The organism is Xylophilus sp. GOD-11R (genome assembly GCF_033546935.1).
In the GTDB taxonomy this organism is placed as follows: Bacteria; Pseudomonadota; Gammaproteobacteria; order Burkholderiales; family Burkholderiaceae_C; genus Xylophilus.
Map to the genome: position 1 here is coordinate 4,835,621 of NZ_CP137854.1, position 21,814 is coordinate 4,857,434.

At 68.5% G+C, this 21,814-nt stretch carries 17 protein-coding genes; 7 read left to right on the forward strand and 10 right to left on the reverse strand.

What is annotated here, in order from left to right:
• Positions 1-19: 19 nt before the first annotated feature.
• The 4 genes from R9X41_RS22345 to R9X41_RS22360 form a co-directional block, all read right to left on the reverse strand.
• Positions 20-958 (reverse strand): SMP-30/gluconolactonase/LRE family protein, encoded by a 939-nt coding sequence (locus R9X41_RS22345; protein ID WP_318632624.1) that lies wholly within the window; start codon positions 956-958, stop codon positions 20-22.
• A 162-nt stretch (positions 959-1,120) separates the two neighbouring features.
• Positions 1,121-2,671, reverse strand: a complete 1,551-nt coding sequence (gene amt / locus R9X41_RS22350) for an ammonium transporter (RefSeq protein ID WP_318632625.1) — start codon at positions 2,669-2,671, stop codon at positions 1,121-1,123.
• Positions 2,672-2,696: 25 nt separating this feature from the next.
• On the reverse strand, positions 2,697-3,035 hold the full coding sequence (gene glnK, locus R9X41_RS22355; protein WP_213954512.1) for a P-II family nitrogen regulator: 339 nt from the start codon (positions 3,033-3,035) through the stop codon (positions 2,697-2,699).
• Positions 3,036-3,093: 58 nt separating this feature from the next.
• Positions 3,094-3,828 (reverse strand): TorF family putative porin, encoded by a 735-nt coding sequence (locus R9X41_RS22360; protein ID WP_318632626.1) that lies wholly within the window; start codon positions 3,826-3,828, stop codon positions 3,094-3,096.
• A gap of 289 nt (positions 3,829-4,117) precedes the next feature.
• On the opposite strand from R9X41_RS22360, the gene R9X41_RS22365 reads away from it, so the two are divergent.
• Positions 4,118-5,656, forward strand: coding sequence for a YifB family Mg chelatase-like AAA ATPase (locus R9X41_RS22365; protein WP_318632627.1), 1,539 nt, complete (start codon positions 4,118-4,120; stop codon positions 5,654-5,656).
• Positions 5,657-5,668: 12 nt separating this feature from the next.
• Here the strand turns inward: R9X41_RS22365 and R9X41_RS22370 are convergent, their stop codons facing one another.
• The 4 genes from R9X41_RS22370 to R9X41_RS22385 form a co-directional block, all read right to left on the reverse strand.
• Positions 5,669-7,129, reverse strand: coding sequence for an N-acyl-D-amino-acid deacylase family protein (locus tag R9X41_RS22370; protein WP_318632628.1), 1,461 nt, complete (start codon positions 7,127-7,129; stop codon positions 5,669-5,671).
• A 318-nt stretch (positions 7,130-7,447) separates the two neighbouring features.
• Complete coding sequence (locus R9X41_RS22375; RefSeq protein ID WP_318632629.1) at positions 7,448-8,437, reverse strand: Bug family tripartite tricarboxylate transporter substrate binding protein; 990 nt, start codon at positions 8,435-8,437, stop codon at positions 7,448-7,450.
• 84 nt (positions 8,438-8,521) lie between these two features.
• A complete protein-coding gene (locus tag R9X41_RS22380) occupies positions 8,522-9,601 on the reverse strand; it encodes a threonine ammonia-lyase (RefSeq protein ID WP_318632630.1) in 1,080 nt (359 codons plus the stop codon).
• Positions 9,601-10,584 carry an N-carbamoyl-D-amino-acid hydrolase gene (locus tag R9X41_RS22385; protein ID WP_318632631.1) on the reverse strand — a complete coding sequence of 328 codons (984 nt, stop codon included), beginning with the start codon at positions 10,582-10,584 and terminating at the stop codon, positions 9,601-9,603. Before R9X41_RS22385 ends, R9X41_RS22380 begins: the two co-directional genes overlap by 1 nt.
• Positions 10,585-10,894: 310 nt before the next feature.
• On the opposite strand from R9X41_RS22385, the gene R9X41_RS22390 reads away from it, so the two are divergent.
• Positions 10,895-11,806 (forward strand): EamA family transporter, encoded by a 912-nt coding sequence (locus R9X41_RS22390; protein ID WP_318632632.1) that lies wholly within the window; start codon positions 10,895-10,897, stop codon positions 11,804-11,806.
• A gap of 9 nt (positions 11,807-11,815) precedes the next feature.
• Here R9X41_RS22390 and R9X41_RS22395 read toward each other — a convergent pair whose 3' ends face one another.
• Entirely contained in the window at positions 11,816-12,766 is a 951-nt protein-coding gene (locus tag R9X41_RS22395) for a LysR substrate-binding domain-containing protein (RefSeq protein ID WP_318632633.1), read from the reverse strand.
• 148 nt (positions 12,767-12,914) lie between these two features.
• Here R9X41_RS22395 and R9X41_RS22400 point away from each other — a divergent pair, with 148 nt between their 5' ends.
• From R9X41_RS22400 to R9X41_RS22415, 4 genes are all read left to right on the forward strand, one after another.
• Positions 12,915-14,384 carry an efflux transporter outer membrane subunit gene (locus tag R9X41_RS22400; RefSeq protein ID WP_318632634.1) on the forward strand — a complete coding sequence of 490 codons (1,470 nt, stop codon included), beginning with the start codon at positions 12,915-12,917 and terminating at the stop codon, positions 14,382-14,384.
• 30 nt (positions 14,385-14,414) lie between these two features.
• Positions 14,415-15,671 (forward strand): efflux RND transporter periplasmic adaptor subunit, encoded by a 1,257-nt coding sequence (locus R9X41_RS22405; protein ID WP_318632635.1) that lies wholly within the window; start codon positions 14,415-14,417, stop codon positions 15,669-15,671.
• Positions 15,668-18,766 carry an efflux RND transporter permease subunit gene (locus tag R9X41_RS22410; protein ID WP_318632636.1) on the forward strand — a complete coding sequence of 1,033 codons (3,099 nt, stop codon included), beginning with the start codon at positions 15,668-15,670 and terminating at the stop codon, positions 18,764-18,766. Before R9X41_RS22405 ends, R9X41_RS22410 begins: the two co-directional genes overlap by 4 nt.
• 83 nt (positions 18,767-18,849) lie before the next feature.
• Complete coding sequence (locus R9X41_RS22415; RefSeq protein ID WP_318632637.1) at positions 18,850-20,052, forward strand: HD-GYP domain-containing protein; 1,203 nt, start codon at positions 18,850-18,852, stop codon at positions 20,050-20,052.
• Positions 20,053-20,128: 76 nt separating this feature from the next.
• On the opposite strand, the gene R9X41_RS22420 is transcribed toward R9X41_RS22415, so the two are convergent.
• Positions 20,129-20,995: a ferritin family protein gene (locus R9X41_RS22420; RefSeq protein WP_318632638.1), complete on the reverse strand. Its 867-nt coding sequence runs from the start codon at positions 20,993-20,995 to the stop codon at positions 20,129-20,131.
• A gap of 153 nt (positions 20,996-21,148) precedes the next feature.
• Between R9X41_RS22420 and R9X41_RS22425 the strand changes: the two genes are divergently transcribed.
• Entirely contained in the window at positions 21,149-21,736 is a 588-nt protein-coding gene (locus R9X41_RS22425) for a glutathione peroxidase (protein WP_318632639.1), read from the forward strand.
• The last annotated feature ends 78 nt before the right edge of the window (positions 21,737-21,814 follow it).

Genomic DNA, 21,814 nt, shown 5'->3' on the forward strand with positions numbered 1-21,814 from the left:
AAGAACATGCGCGTAAACCCTAGCCGGCCGGGCCGGGATCGAAGAAGTTGACCGGCAGCCCCGGTACGTCGACCCGCGCCTTCAGCACCCGGCCAGACCACGGCATGCGCGCGATTTCGGCGTCGGAGCGCTTCTCGCGCCCGGTGGTGACGAAGAGCGTGCGCAGATCGTCGCCGCCGAAGCAGGGCATGGTCGGGCAGGCCGCCGGCAGCGCGATGCTGGTCTCGCCAACACCGTCGGCATCGATGCGCAGCAGGCGCGCGCCCTCGAACATGGCGCAGTGATAGCGGCCCTCGCTGTCCATGGCCGCGCCGTCGGGCCGGCCGCCGTAGCTGTCGGAGCCGACATCCTCGGCCGTCCAACCTTCGGGCTTGGGCGCGAACTGCCGGAACACGCGGTGATGGCGCAAGACTGCCGGGCCGGATTCGAAATCCCAGGCATGGATGCGGTGGCGCGGCGTGTCGGACCAGAAGGCGGTGCGGTCGTCAGGCGTCCAGAGCACGCCGTTGGCGGTGGTGGCGTTGCCGGCCTTGAGGCCGATCTCGACCTTGCCGCTGCGCATGTCGATGCACCACAGTTCCGCCGCCCGCTTGTCGCGCGGCTCGTACAGGGTGCCGGCCCAGAACCGGCCGAGGCTGTCGCACTTTCCGTCGTTGAAGCGGGTCGTGGCCGGATCGTGTGGGAACCGCGCCAGCAATGTCAGATCGCCGCCCCAGGTACGAGCGCGGTAGACACCGTCGCGCAGCGCGATGACCAGGCCACCGCCCCTGATCGGTGCAATGCAGCCGGGCTCGGAAGGCATGTTCCAGCCTTCCTTGGAGCCGGTTTCAGGGTTACCGCGCAGCAGCCTGCGTGCGGGAATATCGACCCAGTAGAGCAGGCGCTCGGCGGGGTGCCAGAAAGGAGATTCGCCCAGGATCTCGGGCGTGTCGAAGGCGGGCGTCCAGGAGATTTGCATCGCACGACCATACGTCCTGGCAACGCGCGCCGGCGTTTCAGGACGCAGAAAAAAAAGGGCCCGCGGTGAGGCGGGCCCAACATCCAAAGGAGACTCTCGCTACAAAGCAAGTTCGCAGCCCCGAGAACAATGCAAGCATCGTGCCCGGGTCTCCACGATGTCTTAGTGGTAGGCGGTTTCGCCGTGGGTCGTGATGTCCAGGCCTTCGCGCTCGGACTCTTCGCTGACGCGCAGGCCGATGGTCATGTCGACCAGCTTGTAGGCGATGAACGAAACCACGCCGGACCAGACGATGGTGAGGATCACGCCCTTGAGCTGCGTCCAGACCTGCGAACCGATCGAGTAGGCGTCGGCGGTGATGACCGTGGCGGTCGTCCAGTCGGCGACGAAGCCGGGGCCACCCAGGCTCGGAGCGTTGAACACACCGGTCAGCACCGCACCCAGGATGCCGCAGACGCCGTGCACGCCGAACACGTCGAGCGTGTCGTCCGCGCCGAGCATGCGCTTCAGGCCGGTCACGCCCCACAGGCCGGCGAAGCCGGAGATGAGACCGATGACCAGGCCACCGCCGATGCCGACGTTGCCGGCGGCCGGGGTGATCGCCACCAGGCCGGCGACGGCGCCGGAAGCGGCACCCAGCATCGAGGCCTTGCCACGCAGCATGGACTCGCCGAGTGCCCAGGTCAGCACCGCACCGGCGGTCGCCAGCATGGTGTTGGCGAAGGCCAGAGCGGAGGTGCCGTTGGCTTCCAGGGCGGAGCCGGCGTTGAAGCCGAACCAGCCGACCCACAGCAGGGAGGCGCCGACCATGGTGAGCGTCAGGCTGTGAGGCGTCAGCGCCTCCTTGCCGAAGCCGATGCGCTTGCCCACGCAGTACGCACCGACCAGACCGGCGACGGCCGCGTTGATGTGCACCACGGTACCGCCGGCGAAGTCCAGCGCGCCCCATTGCCACAGCAGACCGGCCTTGGCGTTCATCGCATCGACGACGTCGGCACCGGTGTAGGCGTCAGGCCCCATCCAGAACCAGACCATGTGGGCCATCGGGATGTAGCTGAAGGTGAACCACAGGACCATGAAGGCCAGCACGGCGGAGAACTTGATGCGCTCGGCGAACGAACCGACGATCAGTGCGCAGGTGATGCCGGCGAACGTGGCCTGGAAGCAGGCGAACACGATTTCCGGAATGACCACGCCCTTGCTGAAGGTCGCGCCGTTGGCGAAGGTGCCGGCGACGTTGTCCCAGATGCCCTTCATGAAGAAGCGATCGAAACCGCCGATGAAGGCATTGCCTTCGGTGAAAGCCAGGCTGTAGCCGTAGATGAACCAGAGCACGACGATGAGCGAGAAGGTGACCAGCACCTGCATCAGCACCGACAGCATGTTCTTGCTGCGGACCAGGCCGCCGTAGAACAGCGCCAGGCCGGGGACGGCCATCATCAGCACGAGCAGCGTGGAGACCATCATCCAGGCGACGTCGCCCTTGTTGGGGGTCGGAGCGGGCGCTTCCGTGGAGGGAGCGGTTTCAGCGGCTGCAGGCGCCGCGGCGGCTGGAGCGGCAGCGGTAGCGGCCGGTGCGGCCGGCGTGGTGGCGGCCGGCGCGTTGGCCGTCGCTTCGCCGGTGGCCGGAGCGGTCGTCGTCTGCGCGACGGCGAAGGATGCGCCGGCGATCAGGCTCGCGCCGAGCAGCAGGGAGGCAAGGAATTTTTTCATTTCGGTGATTCTTTCTTCCTGCGGATCACAGAGCCTCGCGGCCGGTTTCGCCGGTGCGAATGCGCACGACCTGTTCGAGGTCGTAGACGAAGATCTTGCCGTCGCCGATCTTGCCGGTGCGGGCTGCGCCCTCGACGGCTTCGATCACGCGTTCCACCAGGTCGTCGGCCACGGCGGCTTCGATCTTGACCTTGGGCAGGAAGTCGACGACGTATTCGGCGCCGCGGTAGAGCTCGGTGTGGCCCTTCTGGCGACCGAAGCCCTTCACCTCGGTCACGGTAATGCCCTGCACTCCGATCGTCGAAAGTGCTTCACGCACCTCGTCGAGCTTGAAGGGCTTGATGATCGCTGTCACCAATTTCATGTTTTCATTCCTCCGGTTATTGCTTTTCCGGCGCGCCCGAGGGCGCACCGGCGATTCGTCACATGGTCTTGGTCAGGGCCACGACCAGGCGGGTCCTGTTGACGGGGTTGTAGGTTTCCTTCTTGGTCGCGCCGACGACCGAGCCGCTCAGCGAGACGCCGCCGCCGAAATCGTAAGCGGCGCCGACGCTGTAGTCGGTGTAGTTCTTCCAGGGGGTGGTGCCGTCGTGGCGGATGTCGCTGCTCAGGCGGGTGTAGCCCAGAGCGGCCTTCAAGGTCACCGAGGGGAAGATTTCCTGGGCGTAGGCGACGTTGAAGTAGCCAGTGTTGGTGCCGTCGAGGCGATTGCCCGAGGCGTCCGAGAAGGCAAAGTAGCCGTCCGAGACGGTATGCGAGTACTTGGCCACCAGCGGGCCCCAGCCGGCCGAAGCGTAAAGCTCGATCGTCTTGGCAGGCTGGTAGCCGGAGTAGATGTAAGCCAGGGCACCGAAGTCCAGGGCGAAGTCACCCGCGGTCATCTTGTAGCCGCCGTAGAAGTCGCTTTCCAGGCTGTTGCCCGGCAACCAGTCGACGCTCGAGTTCCAGTTGCCGACATAGAAGCCGGTATCGCCAAAGGTGTAGTCGAAGCCGCCTTGCAGCGCGGGCTTCACCGCACGGGTGCGCGAAGCGTCCTGGTCCTGGCCGCGGAACTTGTAGTTGGAAGTCAACGACACGTTGGCGGTCAACTGCGCGCTGGCAGCGAGGGGCAGACCTGCTGCGGTGACTGCGGCGAGCGCGATCAGGACTTTCTTCATATCTCTTCTCCGGGGGTGAAGTAGGGGAATGGATGGGGGGAGTGTGACAAATTGCCACATCGCAAATCGCACGATCCATGCCAGATGTCCATCTCGATCGCAGGGATGCACCAAATCTAGGGCATACCCTTATGTGCCCGGCGCATCTTGTACTTTTAAGAATGCATGATCGCTCCGATTCGGCGCTCTCCCGCGAATAATGCTCTGCTTCGGTGCATAGTGTGTACGCACATCGTGATTCAATATGCCGCTTTCCGCAAATGCGGGAGTTTCAACATAAGGAAAGCACATGTCGATCGCGATTGTGCAAAGCCGGGCCCTGCAAGGAATGCAGGCCGCCGCGGTGACCGTGGAAGTGCATCTGGCCAACGGCTTGCCGAGCTTCACGCTGGTGGGTTTGGCCGATGTCGAAGTGAAGGAGGCCCGGGAGCGGGTGCGCTCGGCGCTGCTGAACGCGGGGCTGGAATTTCCCCACAACAAGCGCATCACCGTGAACCTCGCGCCGGCCGATCTGCCCAAGGATTCCGGCCGCTTCGACCTGCCGATCGCACTCGGGATTCTGGCGGCCAGCGGCCAGGTGGACGCATCGCAACTGGCCGGTTGGGAATTCGCCGGCGAGCTCTCGCTCTCGGGTGAACTGCGGCCGGTGCGCGGGGCGCTTGCGATGGCGCTGGCCCTGCGGCGCGGCTCGCCCGACACGCGGCTCGTACTGCCCACCGTGAGCGCTGGCGAAGCCGCGCTGGTGCCGGGCCGCGAAATCTACGGCGCGCGCCATCTGCTCGACGTCGTCGCCCGCTTTTTGCCGGCCGGTACCGAAGGCCCGGCCGATCCGCCCGAAGGCTGGTCGCGACCCGGCGCGCAGGCGCTGGCCACGCAGCCGGTCTACCAGGATCTCGGCGACGTGCGAGGCCAGGCCGGCGCCAAGCGCGCGCTGGAGATCGCCGCGGCCGGCGGCCACAGCCTGTTGATGGTGGGCCCGCCGGGTTCGGGCAAGTCGATGCTGGCGCAGCGCTTCGCCGGCCTGCTGCCGCCGATGTCGCTCGACGAGGCACTGGAAAGCGCCGCCATCGCCAGCCTCGGTGGCCCGTTCGACCTGGCCCGCTGGGGCCAGCGCCCGACCCGGTCGCCGCACCACACCGCCAGCGCGGTCGCGCTGGTGGGCGGAGGCTCGCCACCACGGCCGGGCGAGATATCGATGGCGCACCGCGGGGTCTTGTTTCTGGACGAGCTTCCGGAGTTCGCCCGACCTGCGCTGGAGGCGCTGCGCGAGCCGCTCGAGACGGGTCAGATCAGCATCTCGCGGGCTGCACGCCGGTCTGAATTCCCGGCACGCTTTCAGCTCGTGGCGGCGATGAATCCCACGCCCTGCGGCGGTCTCGGCACCCGCGAGAACCCGTACCGGTCGAGCCCGGAGCAGATCCAGCGCTACCAGGCACGCATCTCCGGCCCGCTGCTCGACCGGATCGACCTGCAGATCGAAGTGCCCGCCCTGACACCGGCCGACCTGCTGCAGGCGCCGCCCGGCGAAGACACCGCCACCATCCGGGCCCGGGTGCATGCGGCCCGCGAACACGCTTTGGGGCGACAGGGCAAGGCCAACCACGCCCTGCAGGCGGCCGAGGTGGAAACGCACGCCGCGCTCGATGCGCCGGCCCTGGCCTTTCTGCACCGCACCGCCACCAAGCTGGGCTGGTCGGCGCGCAGCACGCACCGGGTGATGCGGGTGGCGCGCACCATCGCCGACCTGGCCGGCGCCACCGCCGTCGGCGTCGGACATCTGGCAGAAGCGGCTCAGTACCGGCGAGCCCTGCTCGTACCCCAGGCGTGAACGCGGTGCGGCTCAGCCGACTGCCGCATCGCTGCGGCGGATCACCCGGCCACCGTAGACCTCCGTGCCCGCGCCGTCGCGCCAGGCGATGGCGCCGTTGACCAGCACCGCGTCGATGCCGGCGGCCTGGCGCGTGGGCTGGTCCCAGGTAGCGAGGTCGGCGATGCCACCGGCGTCGAATACGGTCACGTCGGCAAAATAGCCCGGCGCGATGCGACCCCGGCCGGGCAGGCGGAAGTGCGTCGCGGTGAGCCCGGTCATCTTGTGCACCGCCTCTTCGAGCGTGAACAGGCCGACGTCGCGGCAATAGTGACCGAGCACGCGCGGGAAGGTGCCCCACAGGCGCGGATGCGGCGCGCTGTCGTGCGGAATGCCGTCGGAGCCGACCATGGTGGCGGGAAACTTCAGGATGCGTTGCACGTCCTGTTCGTCCATCAGGAAGTAGATGGCGCCGGCCGGCTGCAGGGCGTCCACCGCATCTTCCGGCGACAGGCCCATGTCGCGCGCGATGTCGTCGAGATCGCGGCCGGCATGCTCGGGATGCGGCACCGACTTGGTCACAATCACCCGGCTCGACACCGGAAGCCGGTCCTTGCGCAGCACGGTCGATCCGGCCGTATACGGGTAGGCGTCCAGCGCCACCGGCTGGGTTTGCATGGCGCGGGCGATGTGCGCCAGCGTCTGCACCGAGCGGCCATGGTTGTGCTTGCCGATCAGCTTGTGGTGCGACAGCACGACCGGCGCATCCCCAGCGGCCCCCACGGCGATGGCTTCGTCCATCGCCTCGAAAATGCGGTCGCTCTCGTCGCGAATATGGCTGGCGTAGACGCCACCGGTGCCGCGCATGGCTTCGATCACGCCGGCCATCTCGGCGGTGCTCGCCGGCATCGCCGCCGGGTACGCCGCGCCGGTCGACAGCCCGATCGCGCCGGCGTCCATCGCCTCGCGCAGCAGGCCGCGCATGGCCTCGATCTCGGCGTCGGTCGCGCTGCGGTCGAGCCGCTCCATCGCCGCCACACGCAGCGCGGTGTGACCCACCAGGCAGGCGGCGTTGACGGCCGACGGCCGGCTTTCCAGGTCGGCCAGATAGGCCGCGAAGGTGTCGAAGCGGAAGTCCGCCGGATCGTCGCCGAGCAGGTTGAGCGGCTGCGGCACCGGCTGGCCGGCGCGGGCTTTCCATGGCGCCAGGCTGATGCCGCAATTGCCGGTGATCACCGTGGTCACGCCCTGGCTGAGCTTGGCCGGCATCTGCGGCGTGGCCGTGAGGTAGCGGTCGTCGTGGGTATGCGAGTCGATGAACCCCGGCGCCACGATGCGGCCGGTGGCGTCGATCACCGTATCGGCGGTATCGGTGTCCAGTGCGCCGAGCGCGACGATGCGGTCCCCCCGGATAGCCACATCGCCGCGCCGGCGCCCTGAACCCGTGCCGTCCACCACGGTGCCGTGGCGGATGAGAACGTCGTAATGAGCCATGTTCGCGTCCTTCCATTCAAACCGGAAGCCTGCCCTCGGCAGGTCCGCATTGCCCCTGAACCCGACCCCGCCTCATCCGGCCCGAGGCTGAAGCGAAGCGAAGCCGACTGCCTGACAGGCGTGGCAGCGAGGCTACGCCGAGCCCGCCCGCCGCCCCCGGAAGGGGGTGGGCGAATACACGAAGTGCGTAGCCTGCGGGAGAGCCTCGCCCTCGAGGCCGACTGCCTCAAGGGCGAGGCAGCGAGGCTACGCCGAGCCAGCCCGCCGCCCCCGGTGAGGGGGTAGGCGGCCACACGAAGTGGGCAAGCCTGGGGGAGTTCAATCCACCGCCGCGCCGGAGCGCTTGACCACGTCCGCCCACATCGGGCGTTCCTTGTGCGCCAGATCGAACAGCGCGCTGCGCGGACCGGCGGTCACTTCGAAGGCCATGCCGGCCAGGCGGGCCTTGAGCTGCGGGTTGTTCAGCGCGTTGTTGAAGGCCTTGTTCAGGAAGTCGAGGGTGTGCGGATCGACACCGGCCGGCGCCACGTAGCCCGTCCAGGCCACGGCGTTGTAGCCCTTGAGGCCGGACTCGGCCATGGTCGGCATGTTGGGCAGGGTCGGGTCGCGCTTGGTGCCGGTCACGCCCAGCGGAATCACCTTGCCGCTCTGGATGTACGGTGCGATGGTGGTGATGTTCTCGAACAGCACGTCGATCTCGCCGCGGATCAGCGCCAGATCGGCTTCCAGGCCGCCCTTGTAGGGAATGTGGGTCATGAAGGTGCCCGACATCGACTTGAACATCTCGGCGCTCAGGTGGCCGGTGGTGCCATTGCCGCCGGAGCCCACGCTCAGCGAGCCGGGTTTCTTCTTGGCCAGGGCGATCAGCTCCTGCACCGACTTCACGCCCAGCTCGGGGCGCACCACCAGCACGTTCTGCACGTAGCCGGCGAGCGCCACCGGGGCGAGCTGCTTGTCGGCGTCGTAGGGCAGCTTCTTGTAGAGCGCCTGGTTGATCGCCAGCGTGGCGACGTTGGCGTAGGCGATGGTGTAGCCGTCGGCCGGCGAGTTGATCAGGGCCTGCGTGCCGATGATCCCGGAGGCGCCGACGCGGTTCATCACCACGACCGACTGGCCGATGTCGCGGCCGACCTGCTCGGCCAGCATGCGCGACAGGATGTCGGGCGTGGTGCCGGCGTTGAAGGGCACGATGATGGTGATGGGACGGTCGGGGAAGGCGGCGTGGGCGGCACCGGCCAGCATCAGGGCGGCGGCCGGCAGGGCCAGCCGGCGCACCAGGCGGGCGAAAGCGGTCTTGAAGGTGGACATGGTGGGGTCGTCGGGTGGAAGGTTGGTGGGACGGGACGAGAGAAAAAGAAGATGAAAAAAGTCGTTCGGAAAACGGGCGCTGTCTCAGTCGTTGAGCATTTCGCGCAGCAGCGGCGTGTCGATGTTTCCGCCCGACAGCACCACGACCGCGTCGCGGCCCTGCAGATCGAGCTTGCCGGCCAGCAGGGCCGCCAGCGCGACCGCGCCGCCGGGCTCGACGACCAGGCGCAGCTCTTCGAGCGCGAAACGGATCGCGGTGCGCACTTCGGCATCGCTCACGGCGACGGCGCCGGTGAGGAAGCGGTGGTTGATCTCCCAGGGCAGCTCGGCGGGAATCGCGGCCATCAGCGCATCGCACAGCGTGGTCGCACCCGGGGCGTTGGGCACGCGCTGGCCTTGGGCCAGCGACTGCACCGTGTCGTCGAAGCCGGCGGGCTCGACCGCGAACAGCCGCGTCTGCGGGCTCAGCGCGTCGATCGCCAGGCCGCAGCCTGCGACCATGCCGCCGCCGCCGCAGGGCGTAGCGAACAGGCCCAGATTGGCGCGGGCGTCGGCGGGCAGATCCTGCAGCGCTTCCAGCGCCACCGTGCCCTGCGCGGCCAGCACCAGCGGATGGTCGCCGGGCGGCACCAGCGTGCCGCCGGTCTCGGCCAGCAGGCGCATGCCGATCTCTTCACGGCTCTGGGTGCGGCGGTCGTAGTGCACCACCTGCGCGCCCTGCTGCGTGGCCTTGGCGACCTTGTTCTTCGGTGCGTCGACCGGCATCACCACCGTCGCTGGCAGGCCGAGCGTCCTGGCGGCCCAGGCGATGGCCTGGCCGTGGTTACCGGTGGAATACGCCACCACGCCGCGTGCGCGCTGCTCGGGCGTCAGCGCCAGCATGGCGTTGAAGGCACCGCGCGCCTTGAAAGAACCGGTGATCTGCAGGCATTCGGTCTTGAGCCAGACCGGCGCACCGGCCAGCGCGTCCAGGCGCGGCGAGCGCAGCAGCGGCGTGCGGCGCACATAGGGCGCGATCGCGGTGGCGGCGTGTTCGACATCGGCGAAGGTCGGCACCCGCATCTCGCCCAGCATCTCGTGCGGGATGGTGGCGGCGGGGCGGGGGCGTGCGGCAGCGGTGGTCGACATGGTGGTGTCCTGCGGATCGTCGAAATGCGCGGACATCAGGCGCCGGTCCAGACGGACGGTTCGACGCTGCCGGTCTGCTCGGTGATGCGACCGTAGGCTTCGGTGCGGCGGTGCGCGGCGAAGTTGAAGATCGTCGTGCGGCCCAGGCGGCACATGTCCAGGTCGCAATCGGCCACGGCCAGCGCGTCGTCCCAGGTGGTGGTGCGGGCCATGACTTCACCCTGCGGGTTGACGATGACCGAATGGCCGAAGAGCTCGTGGCCGTCTTCGTTGCCGGCCTTGGCGGTGGCCACGGCGAAGGTGGCGTTCTGGTAGCAGCCGGCCTGGATCGACAGTTCCGAATGGAACACGCGCAGGTGGTGCGCCTCGAAGCCGCGGTTCTCCATGTTCAGGCTCGGCGTGTTGTAGCCCAGCATGACCAGCTCGACCTGCTGCAGGCCCATCACGCGCCACGACTCCGGCCAGCGGCGGTCGTTGCACAGCATCATTCCCATGTTCACCGGCACGTCGCCGACGGGCGCGCGCACCACCGGGAAGCCCAGGTTGCCGATCTCGAAATAGCGCTTTTCCAGGTGCTGCACCCGGCGCGTGGGCGAGTACTCCACATGGCCCGGCATGTGCACTTTGCGGTATTTGAAGATGATCTCGCCGCTCGGCGCGATCACCACCGAGGTGTTGAAACGGCGCTTGCGCACCACGCCGGTTTCATCCGGCTCGAAGGCGATTTCGGCGTAGCCCAGGTAGACGGTCAGGCCGAGCTTTTTGATCGCATCGAACAGCGGCTGGGTGGCGGGCGAGGGAAGCTCGCTTTCATACCAGTGGTCGACCTCGTCCAAGTCCTCGTGGTACCAGCGCGGGAAGAAAGTGGTGAGCGCCAGTTCGGGGAACACGACGACTTGCGCGCCGCGCTGGTGGGCACGCTCCAGCAGGCGGACCATGCGGGCGATGGCGACATCGCGGCCTTCGGCTTTCTGGATCGGGCCCAGCTGGGCAGCGGCGACGGTGATGAGGTTCGACATGGGGGTTTTCGTCTCGATATGGGTTCGGGTTCGTCGAATGATGCGAGAGGGCCCGCGTGGCCCAAAGCCCCTCGACCGTGTGGCACGAATGCCCGGCGACGGCGGGATGGAAACCCGCAAGTCATTGATCTGCAATCGAAAAAATTCAAACTGAAGCGATGCGGGTTTACCCTGGTCATAGCCGTCGGTTATGGATGACCGCCAAATCTTGATGAAGCCCGACGCCGTGGCGTCGGGCGGCCGCCACCCTCGGGCTGTGGGCGGCCGTGGGCGGCGGGCCACTAGACTCGCCCGTCACCCGAGCCCATCCATGAACCGACCTACCGCTTTTGGCCCCACCGACCTCCTCGCCGCCTTGGCGGTCGTCTTGATCTGGGGCCTGAACTTCGTCGCGATGAAATATTCGCTGCGCGAATTCAGCCCCTTCCAACTCGGCGCGCTGCGATACCTGTTCGCGGTCTTCCCGCTGATCTTCTTCGTGCGGCCGCCGCAGCTGTCGTGGCGCTGGGTGGTACCGGCGGGCCTGGCGCAGTTCTTCCAGTTCGGGCTGCTGTTCCTGGCGCTGCGCCTGGGCATGAGCGCCGCGCTGGCCTCGGTGCTGATGCAGACGCAGGTCTTCTTCACCGCCTTGCTCGGCCTGCTGCTGCTCGACGAACGGCTGACGCGGCCGACCGTCGTCGCGATGCTGATGGCAGGACTGGGCCTGGCCTGCTTCGCTCTCAATTTCGTGGCCGGCAGCACCGCCGGCGTCACGCTCATCAGCCTGATGCTCACGCTCGGCGGCGCCTCGATGTGGGCCGCCTCGAACATCATCGCCCGCCATGCGCAGCACGCCCGGCCGGGCTACGACCCGCTGCAGTTCGTGGTGTGGATGTCGCTGGTGCCGATCCTGCCCTTCGTGCTGATGAGCCTGGTCTTCGACACTGGCGCCGACCGCCTGCACTGGCAGGGCGTGAGCGCCCGCGCCTGGGCTGGCGCGGTCTACCTCGGCTGGTTCGCCACCGTGGCGGGCTACGGCCTGTGGACCTGGCTGCTCAAGCGCCACGCCGCCGGCCGGGTGGCACCCTTCGGTCTGGGCGTGCCGGTGATCGGCCTGGTGGCGGGCATGCTGGCGCTGGGCGAGACCGTCACCGCCTGGCAATGGGCGGGCAGCGCCTTCATCGTGGCGGCGCTGGGCGCCGTGCAGCTGCTGCGGCCCCGCGCGCCGGTCATGCCGGACTGAGGCCGTGCCTCAGGCGGCGATGCGCTCGGCCGGGGTGTTTTCGGGCAACTCGCGTTCCAGCACGTTCTTCAGCGTCGCCAGAAAGCCCTTGCCCAGGTTCGATAGCGGGTTGCTGCGCGAATGGATCTGGTAGATCTGGTGGGCCAGCGCCGGCGCGATCGGCCGCAGCACCATGGTGTCCGACAGCGACGCCGTGTAGCCGAACGACTCGATCAGCGCCACGCCCACGCCCTGGCGCACCATGGCCATGGCTTCGGGCGTGGAGCGGATCTCGATGTGCGGCGACAGATCGGCCGTCTCCAGGAAACGGCTGGTCAGCTGGCCGAAGGGCGTGTCGCTGCCGTAGCTGATGAGCGTCTGCTCACGCAGCATCGCCGCGGTGATCACCTCGGTGCTGGCCAGCGGATGGCGGCGCGGTATGGCGCACATGATGTTGCCCTGCCCGATCTCCTTGGCGACGAGGTTGGCGCTCGGCGGCGGCGCCATCGAGGAGATGCACAGGTCGGCGCGGCCGAGCAGCATGTGCGGCAGCAGGGCGTCGAAGGGCATCGGGCGGTAGCTGATGTGCACGTCCGGATGGCGGGCGCGAAAGCGCTCGATGGCGCGCGGCATCAGCCATTCGCTGTAGCTCGGGCTGGAAACGATGCAGAGCTTGCCTTCGTCGCCCTCGGCCAGGCTGCGCGCCACGGTATTGAAATGGGCGACGCCGGAGATGATCGGCTCGACCTCCGAGAACAGGCGCCGCGCCTCGGGCGTGGGCTGCAGCCGCCCACGCACGCGTTCGAAGAGCAGGAACTTGAGCCGGCTCTCGGCGGTGGCGAGCACCCGGCTCACCGCCGGCTGGGAGACGCACAGCATGCGGCCGGCTTCACTGAGCGAGCCGGTGATCATGATGGCGTGGAAGACCTCGATCTGGCGAAGATTGAGCGGCGTAGCCTGGGAGCGCGGGACGAAGGACATGACACGAAAACCGGACGCAAAAAGCACGCCATGTCTTTATCCGCCCGGCACCACGACAATCTGACGGCCGCCGCGATCCGATGAGTTAAGTTCGTCCCATGCCGCCGATTCCCGCCATCGCCCGCCGCGTCGCGTGGCCGCCACGCCCATGAATCTCCGTTTGCCAAGCGCCGGTCTGGCCGCTTCCTGCCTGGCCCTGCTCGGCGGCTGTGCATTGCAGCGCCCGCCGGCGCAAGTGCCGATCACCATTCCCGCCGGGTGGCAGGCGCCGCTGCCCCACGGCGGCAGCGTGGCCGACATGACGGACTGGTGGAAAAGGCTCGACGACCCGCTGCTGGTGCAGCTGATCGCCGCCGCCGAGGACGCCAGCCCCACGCTGGCCCAGGCGCGCTCGCGCTTGCTGCAGGCGCGGGCCACCCGGGTGGTCAACGGCGCGGCGACGCTGCCTTCGGTCAACCTCGACGCCAGCATCCAGCGCGGCTTCAACGCGGCCGTGCTCGGCATCGCCACGCAGATGCAGGCCGGCCCCACGGTGAGCTGGGACGCCGACCTGTTCGGCGCTGCCGGCGCCAGTCGCGACGCCGCCGAGGCCCGGCTGCAGGGCGCGCGCGCCGGCTGGCACGACGCCCGCGTGGCGGTGGCCGCCGACGTGGCCAATCAGCTCGACACCGTGCGCAACTGCCGCCGGCTGCTGGCGGTGGCCGAATCCGACGCGAAATCACGCGCCGAAACCGCCCGGCTGTCCGATCTGTCGGCCAAGGCCGGCTTCCAGGCACCGGCCGATGCGGCCCTGGCGCGCGGCAGCGCGGCCGACGGCGATGCGCGGCTGATCCAGCAGCGGGCCGGCTGCGAGGTGAATCTGAAGGCACTGGTCGCGCTGACCGCGCTGGACGAGCCCGACCTGCGCCGGCGGGTGGACGCGGCGGTGGAGACCGAGCCGGTGCCGGCCGTCTTCACCATCGCAAGCCTGCCGGCCGCCGTGCTGGAGCAGCGGCCCGATTTGCGCGTGGCCGCCCTCGAGGTGGCCGCCGCCAGCGCCGAGGTGGGCAGCGCGCAGGCGCAGCGCTATCCCCGGTTGCGGCTGCAGGGCTCGGTGTCGCAGGCCCGGCTGAACTACGGGGGCCAGAGCTTCGATTTCAGCAATTGGCAGGTCGGGCCGGTCGCCCTGTCGCTGCCGATCTTCGACGGCGGCCGGCTCGCCGCGAACGTCGACTCGGCCAAGGCCCGTTACGACGAGGCGGCCGCGCAGTTCCGCGCCAAGGCCCGGCAGGCGGTGCGCGAGGTGGAGGAAGCGCTGGTCAACCTGCAGGCTGCCACCGACCGCATCGCCTCGGCCGAAACGGCCGCCGAGGGCTACAAGCGGGCGCTGGCCGGCACGCAGGCGCGCTACGACGCCGGGCTCGCCACGCTCATCGCGCTGGAAGACGTGCGCCGCACCGCGCTCGCCTCGGAAACCGCCCGTGTCAACCTGCGGCGTGAGCGCATGGCCGCGTGGATCGCGCTCTACCGCGCGGCCGGCGGTGGCTGGGATCCGGCCTCGCCCGCACCGGGCGACCCGCCGGGCACCGCCGTGTCGGCCGCGCCCGCCAAGGCTGTTTCCAGTGACACGCCGCGCTGAGCGGCGGGCCCACCTTTTCGAGACCGAGACATGCCTTTCACCTTCCGACCTCCTTCCCGCCGGACCGGCCTGCTGGTCGCCTTCGGGCTCTGCGCCACGCTGACGGCCGTCGGCCTCTTCTCCGGTCGCGCGGACGCCGCCGATCCCGCGCCCGCTCCGCGTCCGGCGCTTACCGTGGCCACCGCGCTGCCGCAGGCCGGTTCGCTGCCGATCGCGCTGGCGGCCAACGGCAGCATCGCCGCCTGGCAGGAAGCGGTGATCGGCTCGCAAGCCTCCGGGTTGCGGCTGACCGACGTGAAGGTCAACGTGGGCGACAACGTGCGTGCCGGCCAGGTGCTGGCCACCTTCGCCGCCGAAACCCCGCGCGCCGAGCTGGCGCAGGCCCGCGCCTCGCTGCTGGAAGCCCAGGCCAACGCCGCCGATGCCGCGGCCAACGCCGAGCGCGCCCGCACCCTCGACAAGAGCGGCGCGCTCAGCAGCTCGCAGATCGCGCAGTACATGACCACCGAGCAGACCGCCCGGGCGCGGGTAGAGGCGGCCAAGGCGGCCTACGACGCCCAGCAGGTGCGCCTGGGCTTCACCCAGGTGTTGGCGCCCGACAGCGGCGTGATCTCCTCGCGCAGCGCCACCGTCGGTGCGGTGCTGGGCGCCGGCACCGAGCTGTTTCGCATGGTGCGGCGCGGCCGGCTGGAGTGGCGCGCCGAGGTCACCTCGGCAGAGCTCGGCCGCATCCGGCCGGGACAGAAGGTGCAGATCGTCGCGGCCAGCGGCGCCGAGGTGGAAGGCACGGTGCGCATGCTCGCGCCGACCGTCGATCCGCAGACGCGCAACGGGCTGGTCTATGTCGACCTGCCGGCGCAGGCGGGTTATGGCGTTCCGGGTGAGGCGAATGCCACCGCCATCGACCAGCGGCAGCCGCCGGGCCGACCCAAGGCGGCCCGCGCCTCCCCCTCGGGGGGTGGCGAATTACACGCAGCGCGGCGGAGTGAAGAGCCGGGGGCCCCTATCTACCCGGGCATGTTTGCCAAAGGCGTTTTCAATCTCGGTTCGAGCACCGCCCTGACCGTCCCCCAGCAGGCCGTCGTCGTCCGCGAGGCCTTCTCCTATGTCTTCGTGCCCGACGCCGACCACCGCGTCGTGCAGCGCAAGGTGGTCACCGGCCGGCGCGTGGGCGACCGCATCGAGATCGTGTCCGGCCTCGATGCCGGCAAGCCGGTCGTGGTGGAGGGCGCGGGCTTCCTGAACGACCGCGACCTGGTCCGCATCGCCAACGAAGGCGCGCGATGAACGTCTCGGCCTGGTCCATCCGGAACCCGATTCCGGCGGTGATGCTCTTCGTGCTGCTCACGCTGGCCGGCATGCTGTCCTTCTCCTTGATGAAGGTGCAGAACTTCCCGGACATCGACCTGCCGGCGGTCAGCGTCACCGCCCTGCTGCCAGGCGCTGCGCCCGGCCAGCTGGAGACCGACGTCGCCCGCAAGATCGAGAACTCCATCGCCACGCTGCAGGGCCTCAAGCACATCAACACCACGGTGAAGGACGGCTCGGTGACCATGATGGTCGAGTTCGTGCTGGAGAAACCGGTGCAGGAAGCGGTGGACGACGTGCGCTCGGCCGTCGGCCGGGTGCGGGCCGACCTGCCGGCCGACCTGCGCGACCCGATCATCACCAAGGTCGACCTGGCCGGCCAGCCGGTGCTGGCCTTCGCGATCAGCTCCGACCGGCTCGACGAGGAAGGCCTTTCCTGGTTCGTCGACGACACCCTGGCGCGCCGGCTGCTCGCCGTGCCGGGCGTGGGCGCGGTCAACCGCGTGGGCGGCGTGACGCGCGAGGTGCGCGTGTCGCTCGACGCCGGCCGGCTGCAGTCGCTCGGCGCCAGCGCCGCCGACATCTCGCGGCAACTGCGCCAGATGCAGAACGAAAGCGCCGGCGGCCGCGCCGACCTGGGCGCCGGCGAACAGCCGGTGCGCACGCTGGCCACGGTACAGAACGCCGGCGAGTTGGCTGCGCTGCAGATGACGCTGTCGGACGGCCGGCGGGTGCGGCTCGACGAGATCGCGACCGTCTCCGACACCATCGCCGAGCGCCGCGCCGCCGCGTTCCTGGACGGCAATCCCGTGGTCGGCTTCGAGGTCGCCCGCAGCCGTGGCGCGAGCGAGGTCGACGTGGGCGCGGCGGTGGAAAAAGCCCTGGCCGAACTGCGCGAGCGCCATCCCGACATCCACCTGACGACCGCCTTCGACTTCGTGCAGCCGGTGGAAGAAGAATACGAAGGCTCGCTGCACATGCTCTACGAGGGCGCCATCCTCGCGGTGATCGTGGTGTGGCTGTTCCTGCGCGACTTCCGCGCCACGCTGGTCTCGGCGGTGGCGCTGCCGTTGTCGGTGATCCCCGCCTTCATCGGCATGTACCTGCTGGGCTTTTCGATCAACACCGTCACCTTGCTGGCGCTGTCGCTGGTCATCGGCATCCTGGTCGACGACGCGATCGTGGAGGTGGAGAACATCGTGCGCCACCTGCGCATGGGCAAGACGCCCTACCAGGCCGCCATGGAAGCGGCCGACGAGATCGGGCTGGCCGTGGTGGCCACGACCTTCACCCTCATCGCGGTCTTTTTGCCGACCGCCTTCATGAGCGGCGTGGCCGGCAAGTTCTTCAAGCAGTTCGGCTGGACCGCGTCGCTGGCGGTGTTCGCCTCGCTGGTCGTGGCCCGGGTGCTCACGCCGATGATGGCCGCCTACCTGCTCAAGCCGCTGGCGCACGGCGAGAGCGAGCCGCGCTGGCTGGCCGCCTACACCCGCTGGGTGGCCTGGTGCCTGCGCCACCGGCTGCTGACCATGGTCGCCTCGCTGCTGTTCTTCGTCGGCTCGATCGCGCTGATCCCGCTGCTGCCCACCGGCTTCATCCCGCCGGACGACAACTCGCAGACCCAGGTCTACCTGGAACTGCAGCCCGGCAGCAGCCTGGCGCAGACCACCGCCGTGGCCGAGGAAGCACGCCGCCGGCTCCAGGGCGTCGCCCACGTCGGCAGCATCTACACCACCATCGGCGGCGGCTCGGCCGGCGGCGAGCCCTTCGCCGGGTCGAGCAGCGGCGATGTGCGGCGTGCCACGCTCACGCTGCAGCTCGACCGGCGTGGCGAGCGGCCGCGCAAGCAGGTGATAGAAGCCCGCATCCGCGAGGCGCTCGAAACCCTGCCCGGCGTGCGCATGAAGGTCGGGCTCGGCGGCGCCAACGACAAATACATCCTGGTACTGGCAGGCGACGATCCGGTCGCGCTGGGCGACGCGGCGCAGCGTGTGGAACGCGACCTGCGCACGATCCCCGGCTTTGGCAACGTGGCTTCTTCGGCCAGCCTGGTCCGGCCGGAGATCGCGGTGCGACCCGACTTCGCCCGCGCCGCCGACCTGGGCGTGAGCAGCACCGCCATCGCCGAAACGCTGCGCGTGGCCACCATCGGCGACTACGACGTCAGCCTGCCCAAGCTCAACCTCGCGCAGCGGCAGGTGCCGATCATGGTGCGGCTCGACGACAGCGCGCGGCAGGACCTCGCCACGCTCGCCCGCCTGAGCGTGCCCGGGCGGCGCGGCCCGGTGCTGCTGGGCGACGTCGCCACGCTCGAGGTCTCGGGCGGGCCGGCGGTGATCCAGCGCTACGACCGCGCCCGCAACATCAATTTCGACATCGAGCTTTCGGGCGTGCAGCTCGGCGACGCCGCGCGGCTGGTGCATGAACTGCCCTCGGTACGCAACCTGCCGCCGGGCGTGCGGGTCACCGAGATCGGCGACGCCGAAGTGATGGGCGAACTCTTCGCCAGCTTCGGCCTGGCCATGCTCACCGGCGTGCTCTGCATCTACATCGTGCTGGTGCTGCTGTTCAAGGACCTGCTGCACCCGGTGACCATCCTGGCGGCCCTGCCGCTGTCGCTTGGCGGCGCCTTCGTTGCACTGCTGGCCGCGCAGAAGAGCTTCTCCATGCCCTCGCTGATCGGCCTGATCATGTTGATGGGCATCGCCACCAAGAACTCGATCCTGCTGGTGGAATACGCCATCCTCGCGCGACGCGGGCGACCGGCGACAGAAGGCCATGCCGAAGTGCCGCCGATGAACCGCTGGAACGCGTTGATCGACGCCTGCCACAAGCGTGCCCGCCCGATCATCATGACCACCCTGGCCATGGGTGCCGGCATGCTGCCGATCGCCATCGGCACCGGCAGCGCCGATCCAAGCTTCCGCTCGCCGATGGCCACCGCGGTGATCGGCGGGCTCATCACTTCCACGGTGCTGAGCCTGCTGGTCATCCCGGCCGTCTTCACCTACGTCGACGACGTCGGCCAATGGTTCGCACGCGTGCTGCTGCGTCGCCGCACCTCGGAAAACTGAGCGAAAAAGCGAGAACTTGATCCGTTCGTCTGGCGGCGCACACCGTTTGTCCAACGATAATCGTCAAAGCCACGGCGATTCGCATGAACCTGATTCCGCTCCGACCCGAATCCATCAAGCTCGGCCGACCCCTTCCGTTTGCCCTTCGAACCCTCGACGGCACACTGCTGGCGCGCCGGGGCTTCGTTGTGTCGTCGCCGAATCAGCTGGAGATTCTGGTGTCGCGTGCCGGCACCTTGTGCATCGACATCGACGAATCGCCCGAACAGGCGCGCGCCTTCATGAGCCAGCTCGACACGCTGGTGCGCGAGCAGAAGACCATCGGCGAGATCGCGTCCACCCAGATGGCCGCGCGTGCCAACGGCCCCGCAGTGCCGACCCGCGAAGGCCCGCCCGACTGGCACGAGATGCAGCTGCGCTCCAGCCAGCTGCTGCGCAAGCCGACCGCGCCCGACTTTCTCGCCAAGATCGCCCGCCTGCACCGCGAGCTCACGGCCCATGCCCGCAGCCAGCCCGACGCGACCCTGTTCGCGCTGATCCACCTCGCCTCGCGCGAGATGCCGATGTACAGCGGCACGCACGCGATGCTGGTGTCGGTCATCTGCGGCATGGCGGCACGCGAGGTGCTGCAGTGGGACGAAGCCATGGTCGAGACGGTCTGCATGGCCGCGCTCACCATGAACATCAGCATGACCGAACTGCAGGACGAACTCGCCCAGCAGGCCGCCCGCCCGAGCGAGGCCCAGATGGCCACGATCACCATGCACGCGGCCGCGTCGGCCGACCTGCTGCGCCTGATCGACGTGAAGGACGAGGTCTGGCTGGAGGCGGTGCGGCTGCACCACGAGCCGCCGTCGGGCCGGCTCGCCGACATGAGCGCCGGCGAGCGCGCCGCGCGGCTGATCGAGCGGGCCGACATCTTCGCCGCCCGGCTTTCGCCGCGCGTCTCGCGCTGGGCCATGCCGGCGGCCATCGCGATGCGCGCCAGCTACTTCGACGACGAACACCGGGTCGACGAGGCCGGCGCGGCGCTCATCACCGGCATGGGCGTCTATCCGCCCGGCTCCTTCGTCCGGCTGGCGAGCAACGAGGTCGGCATCGTGTTGCGGCGCGGCAAGACCGGCACCACGCCGCGCGTGGCCGCCGTGCTCAACCGACAGGGCATGCCGATTGGCGAGATCGTGGTGCGCGACACCAGCCTTGTCGGCTACAAGATCACCGCCAGCATGCCGCACCGTGAGGTCAAGCTGCAGCTCTCGCTGGAGAAGATGCTGGCGATGATCTGACCGAGGCGCTGGAGAAGCAAAAAGCGCCGTTCTGACGGCGCTTTTGCATGGAGAAGGGGCGGAAAGCCCTTCGATGTCAGCTCGCAGCCTGCGGCGCGGTGCCGGCATTGGCAGCCAGCGACGCCACGATTTCCTTGCGGTAGCGGTTGAGTTCCTGCACGGTCTTGAAGCTGTGGCCGAGCAGCAGGCTCATGTTGTGCAGGATGCGTTCGCCCACCTTGGTTTCCCAGACGGCGTCGAAATTGATCTGCTTGTCGAGCCAGTGCTCCAGCCATTCCGGATCGGGCATGCGGCTCTGCACGGTGTCGTTGGGGAACAGCGACTTGTTGACGTGCAGGTTGGTCGGGTGCAGCGCCTGGGCGGTGCGCCGGGCACTCGCCATCAGCACGCCGACCTTGCTGAACGCGCTCTTGGCCTCGTCGCCGAACTTGGCGATGGCCCGCTTCATGTAGCGCAGGTAGGCGCCGCCGTGGCGGGCTTCGTCCTGGCTGAGCGTGGTGTAGATGTGGCGGATGACCGGCTCCGAATGCCATTCGGCAGCGCGCCTGTACCAGTGGTTCAGGCGGATCTCGCCGCAGAAATGCAGCATGAGGGTTTCGAGAGGCGGCGCCGGGTCGAAGTCGAAACGCACCTCGTGGAGCTCCTGCTCGGTGGGCACCAGGTCCGGCCGGAAGCGGCGCAGGTATTCCATCAGCACCAGCGAATGCTTCTGTTCCTCGAAGAACCAGATCGACATGAAGGCCGAGAAATCGCTGTCGTGGCGGTTGTCGCGCAGGAACATTTCGGTGGCCGGGAGAGCCGCCCATTCGGTGATGGCGTTCATCTTCACCGTCTGCGCCTGCTCGTCGGTGAGCAAGGAAGCGTCGAATTTGTCCCAGGGAATATCGCGGTCCATGTCCCAGCGGACGGATTCGAGTTGTTTGAAGAGTTCGGGATAAAGCATGAGAGACCTAGTTGACAGGCGCAGGCCCGAGTTTAAGCGGCGATGACGCCGTATTAATAAAAACGCCAAGCTATTCAAGGACATACGCTTTTCGCCCCCATTTGGCGCACGCCGACTGCCCCATGGCGCCCTGGGCTTGCCTACCATGGAGGCATGAAACATCCAGACGCTCCACGCACAATTCGTCGAATCCTGGTCCAAGGCCTGGCGCTGGCGCCTCTTGCGCTGCACCCGGCATTCGCCCAGAGCCGGCCAGCGGGATGCCCGGCGCTGCTGCAGCGAACCTATCCTCGCCTGCAGGACGAAAAGCCGCAGGATCTCTGCCAGTACGGCGGCAAGGTGCTCCTGATCGTCAACACCGCGAGCTTTTGCGGATTCACGCCGCAATACAAAGGCCTGGAAGCGCTTCACAGCCGGTACCGCGAGCGCGGACTGGTGGTGCTCGGCTTTCCGTCGAACGATTTCGCGCAGGAAACGGGCAGCAACAAGGACATCGCCGACTTCTGTGAAAACACATTCGGCGTGAAATTTCCGATGTTCACCAAGACCGCGGTACGGGGCGCGCAGGCCGACCCGCTGTTCAAGGAGCTCGCAGCGCAAACCGGCAAGGCCCCGCAGTGGAACTTTCACAAGTATCTGGTGGGCCGCGATGGCCGCGCCGTGGCGGCCTACGGCAGCTCCACCGCCCCGGAGAACCCGGAATTCGTGGCGGCCGTGGAGAAACAGCTGGCAGTGCGCTGATTTGCGGCGGGAAACGGGAAACGGGAAACGGGAAACGGTGCATCAAGCGACGGCGGATTACAAAGGCTTACGCTCGTC